The sequence below is a fragment of the Afipia sp. DC4300-2b1 genome (assembly GCF_049895725.1).
GTDB lineage: Bacteria > Pseudomonadota > Alphaproteobacteria > Rhizobiales > Xanthobacteraceae > Afipia > Afipia broomeae.
Genome location: NZ_JAFCSX010000002.1, coordinates 420,798 through 436,604, shown reverse-complemented (window position 1 = coordinate 436,604; position 15,807 = coordinate 420,798). Strand labels below are relative to the sequence as shown.

Here is a 15,807-nt window from a genome sequence, read left to right as displayed (position 1 = left end):
AAATTCGTTGCGCCCGTATTTTTCGAGCTTCCATTTCATCACCAAAAAATTTCTCACGCCGCCCCATGTGGCCGCTACGCCACAAGCCGGAAAAGATTCGGATTTTAGGCATCCGGACAGAACGCGTGCGCGCAATGAGAAGACGTCTCCAAATCGATCTGCCACACGTTTCCTGCTGAGACCTCCGCCGCCCGGTTGGCGACGGAGCATGGAGTAATGGGTGGGGCATGGGGTGCGTTGAGAGGATCGCGGCGATCAAACGAGCCGCGTTCGCGCTGTTGGCGGGTGGCCTTCTGGCGGTCTCGGCCACGTCAAGCGCATGGGCATCGGCCGGCTGCGATGCCGTCAACAATGGCGAACTCGACGTCTCCGCGTCCACTTCAACGCCGATGGCCTCGCATAGCATCTCCGGCAAGCGTTTCGCCCCCGGCGACGTGCTGACCACGACATCCCGCACCAATGACGGCTCGTTGAACCTGGTCTACCTGGTGTTCACGGACGGCAGCCAGAGGAGCGCGCAGCGCAGCAATCCTCCGAACTTCTCGACCTTCACGCTGACGGCTGCAGGCAACGAGTCCTCCATCATCGCCTACATCTATAACAATGGCGCAGGCGGCGCCTCGAACTGGATCACGGTCACCTGCACACCTGGCCCGGCCAATGCCAGCCTGACGGAAATCCAGGGCAGCGGAAGTCCAAGCATCGCCGGACAATCGGTGACGTTCACCGCCACCATGACCGGGACCGCATCCAACGGCACTCCGAACGGCACCGTCACCTTCGACTTCGGCGACGGCACAGCGGCAACACCCGTCACGCTCAGCGGCGGCACGGCATCCATCAGTCATACCTATGCGACAGCGGGCAACAAGACCGTGACCGCGAACTATGGCGGCGACAGCACCAACTATGTCGCAAGCTCGGCCAGCATGACGCAAACCGTCAACAAGGCCACGAGTTCGCCAGGCCTCAACATCACACCCTCGCCTGCTGTTGTCGGTCAGGCATCGACATTTACAGTGACGGTGCCCACCGCGTCGGGTGTGCCGGCTCCGACCGGCACGGCGACGATCAATTTCGGCGACGGCTCGTCTCAGGCTGTTGTCACGCTGAGCGGCGGAACTGGCAGCACCACGCACACCTATACGCTCGGCGGCAACTTCACCGTGAGCCTGACCTACAGCGGCGATACGAACTACACCAACGCAACACCATCCACCTCTTCGATCACGGTCAATCCCGGGACCTCGGGCACCACACTCGGCTCGAGCGCCAATCCGAGCCCGTTCGGACAATCCGTAACCTTCACCGCGACAGTCACCGGCACCAATCCCACCGGTACGGTGCAGTTCTTTGACGGCGCGACGCTGCTCGGGTCCGGAATTGTATCGGCGGGAAGCGCCACCTTCTCGACCTCGGCCCTGTCTGCGGGACCGCATTCCATCACCGCAGTGTATGGTGGCGACACCAACAATAACGGTTCGACATCCTCCGCCCTGTCCCAGACCATCAGCCTGTCCACCACCACGACAACGCTGGCGTCGTCGCAAAATCCAAGCGACGTGGGCAAGCCGGTGACATTCACCGCGAGCGTCACAAGCGGCGCTGGTGCGCCGAACGGCGGCACCGTGACCTTCATGGACGGTGCGACAACGCTCGGCAGCGCCAGCGTGTCTGCAGGCGTCGCCACGCTCACCACGTCCGCGCTGGCGCTGGGTAGCCACACCATCACCGCGAGCTATAGCGGCAGCCCCGGTTTTACGAGCGGCACATCATCGCCGCTGATGCAGTCGATCAACATTCCCGCAGACAGCCTGAAGCTGCGCGCGCTGCAAGCCATGGCGACGCCCGTGGTGAGCCAGTTCTCCGGTCAGGCAATCTCCGGTGCGATCGACAATGCCGTCAACGAAGGCTTCGCCGACGATGGCGGATCGCTGGTCAGCCCGAACAACAGCGGCATCCGTTTCAACTTCGCCGCCGACAGCGGCAGTGACGATCCGAAGGCTTCGTCAAAGGTGAGTTCGGCCACTCCGTTCGGCGCGACCTCGGACAAGTCGCGCGTCAACGACGCTTTCGATGCCCTCGCCTATGCCGGACCGGTCAAGGCCCCGAAGCGTTTCGTCGAACCGCGCGACTGGCTTGGCTGGGCGGAAGTACGCGGCGCAACGCTCGAGCGATGGAGCGCGGCGGGTGCAGGCACGTCGACCCTCTATGGCAACCAGATCAACGTGCTTGCTGGTCTAACGCGCAGGCTTGCGCCGGACTTCCTGATCGGCGCATTCGGCGGCTACGAGACATTCGACTATCGTTCGGATCAGTTGCAGGGCCGCATGAAGGGCGACGGCTGGACGGTCGGCAGCTATCTCGGCTGGAAGATCACCCAGACCATCCGCTTCGATGCCGCAGTCGGATACTCCGGCCTCGGCTATGACGGCACCGCGGGCACTGCCTCCGGCTCATTCACCGGCAATCGCTGGCTGGTATCGGGCGGATTGACCGGCAAGTATGAAACCTACGGCCTGATGATCGAACCGTCGGCGCGCATCTACGCGCTGTGGGAGCACGAGAACGCCTACAACGACACGCTCGGCACGGTTCAAACCGCGCGCGACTTCACCACAGGCCGTGCCAGCGCGGGGCTCCGGCTCGCCTATCCGGTGATGTGGTCGTCGGTCGCCATTGCGCCGTATGTCGGATTGTACGGCGACTACTACTTCAACGGCGACACTGCGGCCGTCCCGCCCGCAAGCCTTGCGACCGTGTCAGCCGCCATCCTCGACGGCTGGTCGGCGCGTGTCGCGAGCGGCGCCAATCTGAAGTTCGCCAACGGTGCGCAGATCTCCGTCGGCGCGGAGCGCGGCGGACTCGGCAGCAACAGTGGCGCGGCCCTCTGGACCTACCGCGCCCGCGCGTCAGTGCCGTTCTGAGTTCGGGCTATGCATCATCGGCCACCGACGCTCGCGATCGCGCTCCGGCTGACCGGCGCGATCTGGATCTTCGGCATTGTTGCGATGCTGATGCAGGCGGACACGCGAATCGTGGCCGCCGCTTTCGTCGTCGGCCTTGTGACCGCGATTATCGAATGGATTATTGCCCGACAAATTCCGCCTCCGGCTGAGGAGCCGGAGGACGATAGCGAACTTACGCCTGGCGCTCGGGCGTCGACACCACAAGTCCGTCGAGTTCGTCGGTCACCTTGATCTGGCACGACAGCCGCGAGTTCGGCCGCACGTCGTAGCCGAAGTCGAGCATGTCCTCTTCCATCGGCGTCGGCGATCCGACCTTCTCGCGCCAGGCTTCATCGACATACACATGGCACGTCGCACAGGCGCATGCGCCGCCGCACTCGGCTTCGATGCCGGGAATTGCGTTGCGGATCGCGCCTTCCATGACGGTCGCGCCCGCCTCGACGTCGACGGTGCGGGTGGTGCCCGAGTGATCGGTGAAATTGATCTTGACCATATTTGACGTGCTGCCCGGATAATTCAGTTGGAGACGTCCTATAACGGGTCAGTTGGCCAGACGCCAGCACTGCCCGGGGATAAAAGCCGTGCGGAAAAGCCGGTCAGGACCGGTTCAACATCTGGCCGATCGCGGCTCTGGCTTCCTCGACCGCGCGCTGAAGCAGCGTGATCGCGCCTGCAACGTCGCCATCGCTCTTCATGGCGGCTTCGACGCCGAGGGCGGCCTCCGCCACGCGGAATGCGCCGATCGCCCGCGCGGACCCCTTCAGCGTATGCGCCAGCGCGGCTGCGTCCGCCGGGATGGTTTTGAGGCGGGCGACGAGATCGGCGCTCTGGGCCGCGAAAAGCCCGAGAACTTCGGCTTCAAGCGCGGCTTCGCCGAGGGTCATGCGTCCGAGATGCTGGACGTCGATGGCGGAGTCTTCTGGAACGAGCGGTGGTGACGGCATCCAGTTCAACCGCTCCAGGTTAAGTGACATGACCCATCCGAATTGCTGACGGCACCGGCTCGAATCCGGCCGGAAACACCGTCAGGCAATCACACCAATGGTTAACGAAATGTATCAGGCATTCGCCTCGATTTAGCCATGTTTTCGCCGCCTCGCCGCCTAGAAATACCAAAGTGCTTTTGAAAACTGTTGATTTCTGAAAGCGTTAACCGTGCCGGTGTTAACGATGATTAAAAATCTATTAACCCATCCCATTTCATTCGACCCACCGAGCCAATAGGATGTTTGCGGAAGTGCGGGACAACCGGCGGGACAAATCGGCGAACGTAACTTCGTTTCGTCTACCGGTATCGGGGAACATTCGACGGCGCGCAGCCCTGGCTGCGGTGCCACTTGCGGATGCGTAAAAAATAAAGGCGTGCGGGACACATGGCGAAAAATCCGAAGGTCAAGGATCCAACTGAAGCCGCCCTTTCGGCGATCCAGGAAGCTCTGAACATCGGCGATCTGCCTCCGTCCGACAGCAGTCGGGACAATCTGGCGCGCAACGAACCGTCACTTGGCGCTGCCAGCCGCGGCGCCGACCTGCGTTCGCCTGTTGCCGATGACCTCGGCGTCCCGAGCTTCGACCGCAGTCCCGCCAATGACGACCGCGAAACCATCGGCGCCATTCTCCAGACCATCCAGAAGGGCCGCCCGCGGCGCAACGCCTATACTGTCGCGACGCTGTTTTCGGGCCTGTGGATCGCAGGCGTCGGCTTCCTTGCGTTCGCTTTCCTGCCTGCACTCGAATCAATCGTCGGCCAGGGCAGCGCCGGTGTGCTGGCGCTGATCGGCCTGATCGCCGTTCTCGTTGCACCGCTGCTGCTGTTCTACTTCATCGCCAGCATGGCGTGGCGCAGCCAGGAAATGAGCATGATCGCCCAGTCGATGGCGCAGATGGCCGTCCGCTTCTCCGAGCCCGAGCATGTCGCCAACGGCGCGATCGTGACCGTGGGTCAGGCGATCCGCCGCGAAGTCGCGGCCATGGGTGACGGCGTCGAGCGTGCCGTCGCGCGCGCCGGCGAACTCGAAGCCCTCGTCGCCAACGAAGTCTCCTCGCTGGAGCGTGCCTACAGCGACAACGAAGTGCGCATCCGCGCCCTGCTCCAGGACATCGCGGTTCAGCGCGACAACCTGGTCGGCCAGGCCGAGCAGGTCCGCAACGCCATTTCCGGCGTGCAGATCGATCTGCGTCAGGACATTGCCCTGATCAGCGACGCCATCGCATCGCGCGTCGATGAAGTGGCCAGCAGCATCACCGGCGCCCTCGAAGAGCGCAGCGAGCACATCACCCGCGCGCTCTCCAGCGCCGGCGACAACATGATCATCGCGCTCGGCGAGCGCGGCGGCGACCTGCTCGACCGCCTCGAGGAAGCCAGCACGCAGACCGCCGCCAGCGTGCTCGACGCCAGCGAAAAGCTGACCGCCAGCCTCAACTTCAAGACCGGCCACGTTCACGAGGAATTCGCGGACCTCGCCGACCGCGTCCACGACGCCCTGAACGAACGCCTCGACAAGATGACCGGCGAGTTCGAACAGCGCTCGGCGACCATCGTCGACAGCATCGCCGCCCGCTCGGAGGAAATCGTTGCCAGCGTTGCGGAACGTACCGACAAAATCGTCGAATCGATGAGGGTTTCGAGCGAGTCCCTGCTCTCCGAGCTCGATGTCCGTGGCACCACCCTCTCCGAGCAGATCGACGAGGCCGGCAATCGCCTTGCCGACCGCGTTCTGACCAGCGGCGACAAGGCCGGCGAAGCGCTCGACGTTACCATCAATACGCTGGTGGCGAAGGTCGTGAGCCAGACCGAAAGCGCCCACGAGACGCTGAGCAACCAGATCGGCCTGTTCGACGGTATCGTCAAGGAACACGGCAACGAACTGGCCGAGAAGTTCGCGCGCGACAGCGGCACGCTCGGCGCGCTGATCACCCGCCACATCGCCGAATTCGACCGCACGGTGAAAACCTATGGCGGCGAGATCGTCGAACGCATGGGCGAACACACCCAGGGCCTCGCCGACAACCTCAAGGCCTATGTCGACACCTTCGACACCCGCGTCACCACGCATCGCGACGAGATCCACAACAAGCTCGATCAGAGCCTCACCGGCTTCAAGACCGCGATCGAAGCCCGGATCGACAGCCTCGACACGTCCCTGCTCTCCACCGTCAACGCGCTGGACGAGACCGTTGCCAACCGCACCAAGGCCCTCGAGGAAACGTTCGACAGCCGCGCCGCCGCCTTCGGCGACACGGTCAGCAACCGCGCAGCGTCCTTCACCGATGCGATCGACGGCCGCGCCATGACGTTCACCGAGAAACTCGGCGAGCACACCGCCGAAATCGCCAAGGTGTTCGACACCCGCGCCGCCGAATTCACCGAAACGATCAACGACAAGACCACGGCGTTCAAGGAATCGATCGACTACCGCACCACGGCCTTCACCGATACGATCGACAGCCGCACCACGGCCTTCGCCGATCTCATCGAGGCGCGCACGGCGGCGATCACCGAACGGGTCGACACCGGAGCGGAAGCTTTCGCCACCATCGTCGATGCCCGGACCGCCGCAATCACCGATGCGCTGGAAACCCGCACCGCGGCACTTGCGAACATCGTCGAAACCCGCACCGCCGCCTTCGCGGACACCATCGACACCCGCACCGCGGCCTTCGCCGACACCGTCGATACCCGCACCGCATCGCTGGTGCAGACCTTCGACAGCCGCGCCGCGGCCTTCGCGTCGGTGGTCGAAAACCGCGCCGCCTCGATTGCCGAGGCCATGGAGTCGCGCGGCACCCAGGTGATGAATATGCTGACCGGCGGCGTCGACGATATGGCCAGCGCCATGACCGCGCGCATCAAGGACATCCAGGGCAATCTGGAGTTCAACGTCTCCTCCCTCGCCTCGGACATCAGCGCGCGCGTCGCGCAGTTCGAGAACCTGCTCGATACGCGGGTCGAGGCAGCGGCGAACCGCGTCACCACCAGCGGCCAGCATGCCGCCGAGGCGATCGGCTCGCGTTCGGAAGACATGACCCAGGCGATCAAGACCCGCGTCGAGGAAGCCGAGCGCGCCCTCACCGGCCTGATGTCCAACACCTCGACCACGATCCAGGAAGGCGCCCGCACCGCCCAGCAGTCGCTGATCTCGCTCTCCGGCGACGTCAGCAGCCAGCTCAAGGCGGTTTCCGGTGAAATCAGCGGCCAGCTCAAGGCCGTGTCCGGCGAAGTCAGCACCGATCTGAAGACGGTGTCGGGCGAAGTGGGCTCGCAGCTTCGCGGCATCACCAGCGATGTCGGCACCCAGCTCCGGGATATTTCCGGCGAAGTCGGCGCGCATCTTCGCGGCATCTCCGGCGACGTCGGCACCAGCCTCAAGTCGGTCTCCGGCGACCTCGAGCGCTCCATCCAGATGGCCGCGCGCGAAGCCGAGAACACCCTCACCGTCGCATCGACCAGCGCGACCGCGCAGATCAAGTCGGCCTCCGCCGAAATCGAGCGCACCATCGCGGTCTCGACCGACCGCTTCGGCGCGACGCTCAACGGCAAGGTCGAGGCGATCACCGACGGCGTCCGCGAGCAGACCGAGCAGCTTTCGCAGCTGGTCGACACGCGCCGCGGTGCACTGGTCGAAGCCCTCGGCAGCAAGGCCGCAGAAATTTCGTCGACCATCGGCAGCGCCGCGGACTCCGCGCTGAAGTCGATCGAAAATCACGGCGGCGCATTCACCGTCGCGATGATGAACAACTCCTCGGATCTGGCCCGCCAGATCAACACCGCCAGCGAGATCGCGATCGGCGCCGTCAGCAAGTCGCTGAAGGACATCGACCAGACCTCGCGCGCGGCGATCGACCAGTCACGTCAGGTGGCGACGTCGACCATCAACGAGCTGCAGGAGACCTCGAAGATCCTGCGCACCGATACGCTCGCCCTGTTCGAGCGGCTGCGTGAAGGCAACATCCTGCTCCAGGAAGTGCTCACCGGCGCCCACGACAACCTCAACTCGCTCGAGCGCACGCTTGTTACGCGCGTTGCGGAGTTCGTCTCGACGATGAACGATGTCACCAGCCGCAACGGCGACTCCACCAAAACGCTGGAACAGTCGCTCGGGTTGTTCACCGCCAAGACCTCGGGCGCGCTGGAAAGCCTCAACTCGATCTCGTCGCAGTTCGAGAACCATGGCCGCGCCCTCGCCGAGGCTGCGACCCTGATCGAGCGGAGCAACGATCGCGCCAGCGACTCCGTCGCCGAACGCAACGCCCTGCTGGAATCGCTGGTCTCGACCATCGACCTGCGGACCCACGACCTCGACGAGCGTCTCTCGCGCTTCACCAACCTGCTCGACGACTCGCTCGCCGCGGCCGAAACGCGGGCACGCGACATCGCACAGATCGTGGCGCAGACCGCAGGCTCCAGCTCGGCTGAAGTCAGCCGCCAGTTCGAAGCGGTCCGCATGGCCGTCGAGGACGAGCGCCGCCAGACCTCCGAAGCCATGGCCGAACTGTACGACCAGGGCACCCGCGAGGCGGAGAACATGTTCCGCCAGGCTGCAGACAAGTTTGCGACCATCGTGCACGGCATGAAGCAGATGGCCTCCGAGCTGCACGGCGAACTCGACGCCACCCGCGCCGAACTGCGCCGCGGCGTTCTCGAAGTGCCGCAGGAAGCGGCTGAGAGCACCGCGCAGATGCGCAAGGTGATCGTCGACCAGATCGAAGCACTGGCCGAACTGAACCGCATCGTCGCCCGCCACGGCAAGGGCCTCGACGTCGCGCCGACCACCCGCACCGTCTATCGCGAGGAAGAAACCGTGATGGCGACAGCCGGCGGCCGCGCCGAGACCGCCTCGCGGCCTGCGCCGCGTCCGCGCGACGTTGCCAGCGCATCCAGCCTGCCCGCGCCGGAGTTCGGCCCGGCCAGCCCTGCGCCGCGCCGCACCGAAGCGCCATCGGTCTCCCCGGTCGGCAATGGCGGCAACAACGACGGCTGGCTGTCCGATCTGCTGAACCGTTCGGACAACGACGACGGCGCACGCGGCCGTGCCGCGCCGTCCGCTCCGCGTCAGTCCGCAAACCCGCTTGAAGCGCTGTCGCTCGACATCGCCCGGCTGGTGGACCGCGAACTCGCGGCTGAAATGTGGGACCGTTATCAGCGCGGCGAGCGCAAGGCGTTCTCCAAGCGGCTCTATACGCCGGCGGGCCAGAAGGCTTTCGACGAGGTCGCCCGCAAGTATCGCGCCGACCGCAACTTCAAGCAGACGGTGGACCGTTACATCAACGAGTTCGAACGCCTGCTGGACGAAGTCTCGCGCGACGAGCGCGGACCGGCAGCCCTGCGCAGCCACCTCGTCTCGGAAACGGGCCTCGTCTACACCCTGCTCGCTCACGCAGCGGGCCGGCTGGGGTAAGCTCAGACACCCGCCTGTTAGAGGTGCGGCAACAATCAAAAGCGGAGGCGCAAGCCTCCGCTTTTTCTTTTGGCATGTATCGCCACGCACGTCATTGCGAGCGCCGCGAAGCAATTCATCTTCACGTGTCGCCACGAAAGACTGGATTGCTTCGTCGCTTCCCTCCTCGCAATGACGGCACATTCTGAATCGTCATCCTGAGGTGCGAGCATTTGCGAGCCTCGAAGGATGACAGCGCGATCCGTCGTGTTTGCCACGCATCCTTCGAGGCTCGCCGCAAACGCGGCTCGCACCTCAGGATGACGCGACACACGCGATGTCGTCTCGGCTTTCGCCGGCATAACGCAGAAGATTTGTGCGGGACGTCTCGACACCCACGATGGTCATTGCGAGCGAAGCGAAGCAATCCATCTGCCTCGTGCTTTTATCAGCAAAAAATGGATTGCTTCGTCGCTTCGCTCCTCGCAATGACGGTGGCTGCAACATTTCGTGATGGGGATACGCGTCCCCGTGTTCTGAACCGCGCTTAAGTTCGCCATGTCCTGGTCGTGAGGGGCGCTTCTCGAGGGCGCTTTTGAAGCGGAGCAGGATGCGGCGCCTGCGCGCGTGTTTCGCACACACGCGTCCGGGAGGCTGGGGTCACCGTCCGGGCCAACTATGTGGCTCTGCCGTTCGCCGGCTGGACGCGGAGCGGACGAAGGCGGCGAAAGCCGTCCGGATCAGGGGTCGAGTAACCTCCCCCGTCCGCACCCGGAAGTACGGTCCCCTCGCCCAAAATCGCCGCAATGGAGCGCCGCAAGGCGATGCGCTTCCGGAAGACCATCGCCTCGCACGCGGTGCCGGAAGCGAAACGAACACAAGGTGCGCCTTGCGGCGCTCCATGCCCCTCAAAGTTTGGGGCAGAACCAAAAGCTCACCTCGCGCGCGGCGCGAGAGCGATGGCGCTCGTCTTCGTTGGCGCGAATGGGGCAAGCCCCACACGCGCATGCTGTTTGAAAATTGAATCGGAAAATTGAAGTGGCGCACGCTGTCGCATCACACCCAATCGTCGTCCCCGCGAAGGCGGGGACCCATAACCACCGAACATCCTGATGATGGCGAGAAGATTGCTCCGGTATCTCCCTCAAATCGAGAACTCAGGGAGTACGGGTCCCCGCCTTCGCGGGGACGACCAGTTGAGAGATTGCGTGGATGCCTCAACGCCACTCGCCGCAAGCGGGCGAGGTGAAACCCCTACCGCTGCCGTGCGCGGGCGTCGGCAGGACTTCGGACCGGGGTTGGAGCCGGAGCCGGCGGAGCCGGTGCAGCGTCCTTCTGCCCCGCGCCGAACAGCACGCGGGTCGGGTTGCGGTCGAAGTTGTTCACCGCGCGGCTGATGTCGGCGAGCGTGCGGCGGCCGTCGATGATCAGGCCGGCGGAACGCTTGTCGAGATTGTCGGCCAGTTCGCGGAACGATTTCGCAGCGGCCTGCAATTCGCCCTTCTCGCCCATCAAGCCATCGACGCCAGCCATGATGCTGTCGATGCGCGCGGAGTTGGCGGCAAGACTCTTCGAGAACACCTCGATGTTGGTCATGCTGTTGTGCAGGGTCTCCTGGTTTTCAAGAACCAGCTTGTTGACGTTCTGAAGCACGCCGCGCACCGCTTCGCCGATATCCTGGATCGCGTTGGGATCGGCCGTCAGTGTCGGCACGCCGTCTTCGGCGACGGGCACGCCGCCCGCCTCGACCGAACCGCCCTTGAGCGACACCGACGACACGCCGGTGAGACCTGCAAACTCGAGGCCGACCAGCGAGTCCTTGCGGATCGGAGCGTTCTTGTCGACGTTGGCGATCACCACGACGCGCTTGGGATCGTCGAGCTTGATGGAGGTGACTTCACCGATCTTGATGCCGTTGAAGTTGACGTTGCCGCCGGTGCGCAGGCCGGAGGCCGCGCCCTCGAACACAATGCGCAGCGGAACGCGCTGGGCGGCCGCGCCGAGGTTCTGGAACCAGAACACAAAGCCAAACGCCGCGGCGACCACCGCGAGCGTGAACGCCCCGATCAGGACGAAATTTGCCTTTGTTTCCATCGACTTAAACTCCAAATACGCAAACTGATTACGCGATCACGGCCCGGGCGCGGTTGCCATGAAAATAGGCCCGCAGCCAAGGATGCTGCGAGGCCAGCATGTCATCCATCGTGCCTACCAGGAGAACCTTGCGATCCCCTAACACTGCAATCCGGTTGCAGGCCGTTTTAAGGCTATCGAGATCATGGGTTACCATGAAAACGGTCAGTCCCAAAGTGCGCTGCAAGGTCATCACAAGCTGATCGAAATCGCCGGCGCTGATCGGGTCGAGACCTGAGGTGGGCTCGTCGAGGAACACGATCTCCGGGTCGAGCGCGAGCGCGCGGGCCAGCGCCACGCGCTTGATCATGCCGCCCGAGAGTTCCGACGGGAACCGGTCGGCGACCTCCGGCTTGAGGCCGACCATCGCGAGCTTGGCGATGGCAATTTCATCGAGCAGCCGCTCGGACACGTTCATGAATTCGCGCACAGGGAACTGGATGTTCTGCTTCACACTGAGCGAGGAGAACAGCGCGCCGTGCTGGAACAGCACGCCCCAGCGGCGCTCGACCGCGCGGCGCTGATCCTCGCTGGCCTTGCCCATATCGACGCCGAACACTTCGATGGTGCCGGCCAGCTTCGGGATCAGGCCAATGATGGTGCGGGTCAGAACGGACTTGCCCGCGCCCGATGCGCCGACAAAGCCAAGGATCTCGCCGCGCCTAACATCGAGGTCGAGATGATCGAGAATGAGGTTCTCGTTCAGCTTCACCGTGAGATCGCGCACCCGGATGATGTGATCGTCGAAGTTCTCCGCCATCATCCAATCCTAAATATTGATCGTTGCGAAGAAGATCGCGAACAGGCCATCCATGACGATGACGAAGAAGATCGACTTCACCACCGAGGCCGTGGTGTGCTGGCCGAGCGACTCCGCACTGCCTTTCACCGCCGCGCCCTCGACGCAGGCCACGATGCCGATCACCAGCGCCATGAACGGCGCCTTCACCATGCCCACCGTGAAATGATTGATGGAAATGGCTTCCTTCAGACGAACCAGAAACGCGTCGGGCTGCACGCCGCCGTAACCCCAGGCGACGAGCCCGCCGCCGTAAAGCGCAGCCATCGCGCCAAGGAATGCGAGAATGGGCATGGCGATGATCAGCGCGACGATCCGCGGCAGGATCAAAACCTCCGTGGGATCGAAGCCCATGGTGCGCAGCGCGTCGACTTCCTCGCGCATCCGCATCGAGCCGAGTTCGGCCGTGTAGGCGCTACCCGAGCGGCCCGCGACCATGATCGCCACCAGCAGCACGCCGAGTTCGCGCAGCACCAGTACGCCGAGCATGTCGACCACGAACACGTCGGCGCCGAACTTGCGGAAATGGAAGATGCCCTGCTGGGCGATGATGCAGCCGATCAGGAAGGTGATGAGCACCACGATCGGCACCGCGCGCCAGCACACCTGTTCGAGGTGATGGATCATCGAGGTGAAGCGGAAGCTGGTCGGGTGCAGGATCACGCGCCAGAGCGCGTTGAGGATCGCACCCAGCATGCCGATCAGGCCGACCAGCGTGCCGCCGACATCGACGACGCTGCGGCCGATGCCGTCCAGCATGCCAAGCAGGGTTTGCCGTGGCCGCTTGTGCACGACGCCGGCTTTGACCTGACGCACTTCGTTCACGAGGCTCGCGTAGTTCGCGGACAGGCCGGCCACATTGGGCTCGACGCCGCCCTGGGTCAGGCTGCGGCGCAGCCGTTCGATCAGCCAGGCCCCGAACGTATCGAGGCTGGAAACCTGCGAGACGTCGATCACGATATTGTCCGGACGGTTCTTGAGCCGTTCGGTGTCTTCAATGATCTTTTCGAGGTCAGGCGCGTGATGGACCGTCCATTGGCCAGCCGCACGCAGCGCGAGACCGGCGCCGACGGGTATCTGCTCCAATGTCGGATTGCCGTTCAAGCCCAACTCCTGTGCCGGTTGATCAAGCAACCTATCACGATGCCAACGAACTGTACGGGGATGTGACTAAGAGCCATAAATGACGTATCTGGGCAAGCCCGCCCTCACGAAAATCGATTTCACAAATGATGCCATCGCTGACACTCGCCGCCCGGATCGAGCGCTGGCCTATTGCCGGCGGCTTCACCATCAGCCGGGGCGCCAAGACAGAAGCCGTTGTGATTGTGGCCGAGGTAAGTCGCCAAGGCCCCAACGGTAAGGCCATTGTCGGGCGCGGCGAGTGCGTTCCCTATGCCCGTTATGGCGAGACGCCGGAGGGAACACTGGAGGCCATCCTCGCCATGCAGGGCGCGCTCGATGGCGGGCTGGACCGGTTAGGGCTGCAAGGGGAGATGCGTGCAGGCGCCGCCCGCAACGCGCTCGACTGCGCCCTGTGGGACCTTGAGGCGAAGGAGGCGGAAAAGCGCATCTGGGAGCTCCTTGGCCTCTCCGCGCCGCGCCCGCTGACCACGGCCTATACGATCTCGCTGGGGACACCTGAGACCATGGCGGAAGCAACCGCCAAGGCTTCCCGTCGGCCGTTGCTCAAGATCAAGCTCGGGGGCGACGGCGACGAGGCCCGGATCGCCGCCGTACGGAAGGCTGCGCCGGACGCCGAACTGATCGTGGATGCCAACGAGGCCTGGACCGACGGTAACCTGGAACGGCATCTCGCGGCCTGCGCCGCTGCCGGGGTGACGATGATCGAGCAGCCCCTGCCCGCCGGACAGGATCAGGCGCTGGCCAGGATCAAGCGGCCCGTCTCGGTCTGCGCCGATGAAAGCGTGCACGACCGCGCGTCGCTGGAAGGCCTGCGGGAACGCTACGACGCCATCAATATCAAGCTCGACAAGACCGGCGGACTCACCGAGGCGCTGGTGATGGCCGAGTCCGCCAAGGCACTGGAGTTCGATCTGATGGTCGGCTGCATGGTCGCGACATCCTTGGCGATGGCGCCCGCGCTGACGATCGCGCAGGGTGCGCGGGTGGTCGATCTCGACGGGCCGTTGCTGCTGGCCAGGGATCGCGATGACGGGCTGCGCTATGACGGCAGCACGGTCTATCCGCCCGGTGCCGAACTCTGGGGTTAGTCCGTCACCGCGTGGTGCGCATCGAGCCGCCGGCGTGCGGCGACCATCATGAGCCCACCGGAGAACGCCATCACGGCCATGGCGTAATAGACGCCCTCGCCGACCCGCGCATAGATCAAACCGGACAGCATCATGGTCAGGCTGGTCACGGCCCCCTGCGAGGCCACCATATAGCCCTGCGCGCTTGCGAGCATGTGATGCGGCACGTTGCGAACCATCAAGGCGACGGTGCCGACCTGCGTGATCCCAAAGGTCAGCCCGTGCATCACCTGCACCGCCGTCAGCAACTCGATCCGCGGCTCTTGCGCGGTGATAGCCCAGCGCACCACCGCGCTGACGGCACCGATCAGGACCATGACCGTTGGCGATAACGCGAGACGCGGCGAAATCGCGAACACCACGATCTCAGCGACCACTCCGAGCGACCACAGCGCCGCGATGGCGAATCCGCCAAATCCGGCATTCTGCCAGGTGATCGAGGAAAACGCGTAATAGGCGGCGTGGCTGCCCTGGATCAGCGCCGAGGCACCAATGATGGCGAGGAACAGCGGCTTCCGTAACAGGCCGCTCGCTCGCCCCTGCGGAGCGGTACCGGCCGGCGGCGCATCCAGCGGGACAATGCCGAGACCGACAACGGCACTGAGAAGCGCGACCGCAACGATGATCCAGATCAGATTCTGCGGATCGATGACCTTGAACAGAAGGCCCGCAATCATCGCGAACCCCACGAACGACGCAGACCCCCACAACCGCATCTGCGCGTAGTCGAGCCCGTGACGTGTGACGCCCTTCAGCGCGTAACCGTCCGTCAGCGGACTGAGCGGCGTCCAGAGGCAGGCGATAATGGCGTACACGATCAGGATGGTGAGCGGGTCGCGAAGCAGCCCCAGGATGGCAAAGCCAACGGCCGTGATGAACGCAAGCGCGATCATGGTCCCGCGCAGGATCTGGCGCTGCTCGGCCGCCGCTGTGACAAACGGCAGGACAGTGAAACGGGAGAGCGACGGCGCGGCCGTGATGAATCCGATCCAGGACACGTCGACGCCGATCGCCTTCAGCCAGACCGGGAAGAACGGCAGGTGGACACCGATGATGCCGAAAGTCGAGGCGTAAAACAGGCTGATCCGCACGGCAAATCGGCGGGCGATGGATTGCCCGGCCGGGTGCTTTTGTGATTCGCTGGTGAGCAAGGGAATTGCGATTCGCTGCGGTTCGTGGTGATCGTTATCTAGCGCGTGTTCGGTGTATCTGGACATCGCTTTTGCGTGTGGATCGCGTCACCGCGTTTCTGTTCT

9 protein-coding genes are annotated in these 15,807 nt (G+C 64.1%); 3 read left to right on the top strand and 6 right to left on the bottom strand.

Going from position 1 to position 15,807, the window contains the following annotated elements:
- The first annotated feature begins 227 nt into the window (after positions 1–227).
- Positions 228–2,927, top strand: coding sequence for an Ig-like domain repeat protein (locus ACP7AL_RS08690; protein WP_425990691.1), 2,700 nt, complete (start codon positions 228–230; stop codon positions 2,925–2,927).
- A gap of 214 nt (positions 2,928–3,141) precedes the next feature.
- On the opposite strand, the gene ACP7AL_RS08685 is transcribed toward ACP7AL_RS08690, so the two are convergent.
- Both ACP7AL_RS08685 and ACP7AL_RS08680 read right to left on the bottom strand, forming a co-directional pair.
- Positions 3,142–3,462, bottom strand: coding sequence for a 2Fe-2S iron-sulfur cluster-binding protein (locus tag ACP7AL_RS08685; protein WP_006021465.1), 321 nt, complete (start codon positions 3,460–3,462; stop codon positions 3,142–3,144).
- A gap of 103 nt (positions 3,463–3,565) precedes the next feature.
- The gene (locus tag ACP7AL_RS08680; protein ID WP_006021466.1) at positions 3,566–3,943 is read right to left on the bottom strand and encodes an Hpt domain-containing protein; all 378 of its coding nucleotides are present in this window, start codon (positions 3,941–3,943) and stop codon (positions 3,566–3,568) included.
- Between the two features lie 399 nt (positions 3,944–4,342).
- Between ACP7AL_RS08680 and ACP7AL_RS08675 the strand changes: the two genes are divergently transcribed.
- Positions 4,343–9,367, top strand: a complete 5,025-nt coding sequence (locus tag ACP7AL_RS08675) for a methyl-accepting chemotaxis protein (RefSeq protein WP_425990688.1) — start codon at positions 4,343–4,345, stop codon at positions 9,365–9,367.
- Positions 9,368–10,600: 1,233 nt separating this feature from the next.
- On the opposite strand, the gene ACP7AL_RS08670 is transcribed toward ACP7AL_RS08675, so the two are convergent.
- The 3 genes from ACP7AL_RS08670 to ACP7AL_RS08660 are packed head-to-tail and all read right to left on the bottom strand — an operon-like array spanning position 10,601 to position 13,382.
- Positions 10,601–11,440, bottom strand: a complete 840-nt coding sequence (locus tag ACP7AL_RS08670; protein WP_425990686.1) for an MlaD family protein — start codon at positions 11,438–11,440, stop codon at positions 10,601–10,603.
- A gap of 28 nt (positions 11,441–11,468) precedes the next feature.
- Positions 11,469–12,239: an ABC transporter ATP-binding protein gene (locus ACP7AL_RS08665; protein WP_425990684.1), complete on the bottom strand. Its 771-nt coding sequence runs from the start codon at positions 12,237–12,239 to the stop codon at positions 11,469–11,471.
- Positions 12,240–12,248: 9 nt separating this feature from the next.
- Positions 12,249–13,382: an MlaE family lipid ABC transporter permease subunit gene (locus ACP7AL_RS08660; protein WP_425990682.1), complete on the bottom strand. Its 1,134-nt coding sequence runs from the start codon at positions 13,380–13,382 to the stop codon at positions 12,249–12,251.
- Between the two features lie 125 nt (positions 13,383–13,507).
- Here ACP7AL_RS08660 and dgcA point away from each other — a divergent pair, with 125 nt between their 5' ends.
- Positions 13,508–14,512, top strand: coding sequence for an N-acetyl-D-Glu racemase DgcA (dgcA, locus tag ACP7AL_RS08655; RefSeq protein WP_425990680.1), 1,005 nt, complete (start codon positions 13,508–13,510; stop codon positions 14,510–14,512).
- Here the strand turns inward: dgcA and ACP7AL_RS08650 are convergent.
- Entirely contained in the window at positions 14,509–15,768 is a 1,260-nt protein-coding gene (locus ACP7AL_RS08650; protein ID WP_425990678.1) for an MFS transporter, read from the bottom strand. The two genes, dgcA and ACP7AL_RS08650, sit on opposite strands and share 4 nt — an antisense overlap.
- Positions 15,769–15,807 lie beyond the last annotated feature (39 nt).

Bases quoted from the DNA above. Each gene is read 5' to 3' on its own strand.
- ACP7AL_RS08690 (WP_425990691.1), top strand. From the start codon at position 228: ATGGGGTGCGTTGAGAGGATCGCGGCGATCAAACGAGCCGCGTTCGCG.
- ACP7AL_RS08650 (WP_425990678.1), bottom strand. From the start codon at position 15,768: ATGTCCAGATACACCGAACACGCGCTAGATAACGATCACCACGAACCG.
- ACP7AL_RS08670 (WP_425990686.1), bottom strand. From the start codon at position 11,440: ATGGAAACAAAGGCAAATTTCGTCCTGATCGGGGCGTTCACGCTCGCG.
- ACP7AL_RS08665 (WP_425990684.1), bottom strand. From the start codon at position 12,239: ATGGCGGAGAACTTCGACGATCACATCATCCGGGTGCGCGATCTCACG.
- ACP7AL_RS08680 (WP_006021466.1), bottom strand. From the start codon at position 3,943: ATGTCACTTAACCTGGAGCGGTTGAACTGGATGCCGTCACCACCGCTC.
- ACP7AL_RS08685 (WP_006021465.1), bottom strand. From the start codon at position 3,462: ATGGTCAAGATCAATTTCACCGATCACTCGGGCACCACCCGCACCGTC.
- ACP7AL_RS08675 (WP_425990688.1), top strand. From the start codon at position 4,343: ATGGCGAAAAATCCGAAGGTCAAGGATCCAACTGAAGCCGCCCTTTCG.
- dgcA (WP_425990680.1), top strand. From the start codon at position 13,508: ATGATGCCATCGCTGACACTCGCCGCCCGGATCGAGCGCTGGCCTATT.